Raw genomic sequence first — 2527 nt, 5'->3', positions numbered from 1 at the left:
TAGTCGCGAACGATGGCGCCGAGTAGATTGGGGGATGGTGTTTTCATCGGCGTCGCCTTTTCGGCACATGGGGTGGAACAACCAGCGCGCCGTAGTGATCGGCAAAGCGATTGCTCGCCGCCGTGCGTAGCGGTTCGATGAACTGCAAGTAGTAGTGCGTGGACGACACGTCGCCGTGCCCCAGATAAGTCGCCAGTAATGGCAACTTGGCCCCAACATCGGCGCCCATTCGATACCAGCGCAAAAGGGCAGTGACTGCGAAACTGTGTCGAAAATCGTGAATCCGCGGTAACTTGCCATGCGCGGTGACGATGCGGCAATCCTTGAAAAGCGGCTGCAGGCAGAGTTGTAGAGCGGAGCCCGTATAGGGTCGTCCACCTTGTCTGGCATTCCAGATGAGCGGCGTGTCCTGCGAGGCGGAAAGGTTCTGCCTCGATCGAACCACGAGATAACGCTCAATCTCCTGGGCGATGTCGCCGTTGACCGGAAGGAGGCGGGACTTGAAGAACTTCGTCTCCCGAATGTGGAGTGTCGACTCTTGGCGGCTGTAGTCGCCAAGGGTGAGCTTCAGCAGTTCTCCACGTCGGATCCCGGTGGTGAACAGCAGGACAATCGCGAGCCGCAATACCTCCGGGCGAAGCGGTGAGTAGGGATGCCGCTTCACATCGGCGGTCGCATCAAGCAGGCGCGCCACGTCAGTCTCGGAAAAGATGTACGGTATGAGTCGCTGATGGTGTGGCGGGAAAGTGCTCGGATCGGGAACGAAGCATTGCGGTTCGGTACGCCGTCGATAGAGACAGAAGTTGTAGACTTCAAACATCCACGCGCGGCGGACACCGGAGGCAACGTGCTCATGAGTCCTGCACCAAGCCTTAAAAGCGTCGGCATTCAAGTCGCGGCACTTTCCGGCATTTAAGCAGCGGTCCATCGACAGGAGCGTATATGTTACGGCAGAAAAACGCCGCCCCAGGGCTTGCTTGAGGTCAACATACCTTCGGAGGATGGGAGCAACGACGGATGAAAACGCCGGAGGTTGCGCCATCACTGCCCCCCTTTGGCTCGGATTCCAGGAACAGCCAGAGACACTTCACGGAGGTCACCAGTCGCGAGGCGCAGATAAACGGACGTGCTTTGTGCCGTGCGATGGCCGAGTATGTCACCGATCGTCTTGAGCGGGGTTCCGTTCTTCAATAAGTGGACCGCCAGCGAGTGGCGAAGGCAATGCGCGCCTTGAAGGGGGATCTTCAGGCCACTATGACGCACGGCGGACTGAAAGACCTCCACAATCGCCGTGGGCTTCAGCAAACCCATCGGAGCGCGCATTCTGAGGAAGATTCGTCGGTACGGCGCGGGCGGAGGAGTGCACTTCAAATGCCTCACCAAGGCGTCCAAAACTTCGTTGGTCAGAGGCAACTCCAACGGCGCCGAGGTCTTGCACTGATGAACTCGCAGGCGGCCCTGCCTCCAACTGATGTCGTCGAGGGTGATGGCCACGACCTCGCTGGCGCGCAGGCCATAAGTCGCGATCATGAGCAGCATCGTGTAGTCCCGCAGGCCCATCGCGGATCCGGTGTCGATGGACTTCAGAAGTTCTATCACCAGATCCCAAGGAAGAGCACGCGGGAGCTTTTCCATCTGATACAGCCGCGGGGTGTCAATCTGGCGATCCACTCCGACAGGCGCTCTACCGTCGGTTGCGAGATAACGCAGCAGACCGCGGACGACGGCAACCTCGTGTTGAAGGCTGGCCCGGCTGATCCGTTTACCGACTTGGCCAATGTATCCTTCTATGTCCTTGGCCTGGAGTGAATCGAGTGGCGTCTCCTTCGTTCGGAGATGATCGAGAAAGCAATGAGCCGCATATCGATGGTGCGAAACGGTAGAAGCCGCGAAACCGCGGACATCTCGAAGGTGATCAGCATACTCCTCACTCAAGACCACGGCTCGGGAACTTGCAGACGCCGGCGCCGATCCGCCCGCCGTCAAGACGGCCGCTGTTATCAGATATCGCTCTACCGAAAGCGCAGTTCCAGCACCATTCGGGAAAACCTTCATCAGATCGCGCCACGACGCGTGGATTGCCTCGTGAGTCAGGCTCGCAATGTCGCCACTGTGACGTCGGCGCAGAGCGGCGTCAACATGGGTCAGCATATGGATCGCGCATCGCCGCGATGTCAACGTGTAGCCGCTGGCGATGAGCCAGTCGTCAAAGCCTTCGGCGATTGCCCCCAGAAGCGGCAATGTCCGAACTTTGTCATGAGCCCTGGGAAGAAGGGACTGTAGCATCGGTACCTCACAGAATGGGATTCGATCGCCGAACTGGCGACCCTCCCGATGCTACCGCCTAAATGTGGAGTCGAACGCCCACGGAAGGCCCATTTTGCAGCCTTTCAACGATCAACTCCACATTTTTGACAACTTCACATTAATAGAACAGAATCGTCGGAAACTCGAGCAAGTCGAGCCCCGTCTGCACCAGCTTGGGGTGGCAAATGCAAACCTGCATTCCGTTCTTCAGTTGCCGCTC

General features: G+C 58.4%; 2 protein-coding genes. Both read right to left on the bottom strand.

What is annotated here, in order from left to right:
• Nucleotides 1–43 precede the first annotated feature (43 nt).
• Nucleotides 44–1042: a tyrosine-type recombinase/integrase gene (locus SGJ19_09015; protein ID MDZ4780379.1), complete on the bottom strand. Its 999-nt coding sequence runs from the start codon at nucleotides 1040–1042 to the stop codon at nucleotides 44–46.
• Nucleotides 1042–2241: a tyrosine-type recombinase/integrase gene (locus SGJ19_09010; GenBank protein MDZ4780378.1), complete on the bottom strand. Its 1200-nt coding sequence runs from the start codon at nucleotides 2239–2241 to the stop codon at nucleotides 1042–1044. The genes SGJ19_09015 and SGJ19_09010 overlap by 1 nt, the downstream gene beginning before the upstream one ends.
• Between the last annotated feature and the right edge of the window lie 286 nt (nucleotides 2242–2527).

The sequence above is a fragment of the Planctomycetia bacterium genome (genome assembly GCA_034440135.1).
Lineage (GTDB): Bacteria > Planctomycetota > Planctomycetia > Pirellulales > JALHLM01 > JALHLM01.
This window is presented reverse-complemented; position numbering and strand designations above follow the sequence as displayed.

Excerpts from the sequence above, each read along its gene's own strand:
- SGJ19_09015 (MDZ4780379.1), bottom strand. The coding sequence starts at position 1,042 with ATGGCGCAACCTCCGGCGTTTTCATCCGTCGTTGCTCCCATCCTCCGA.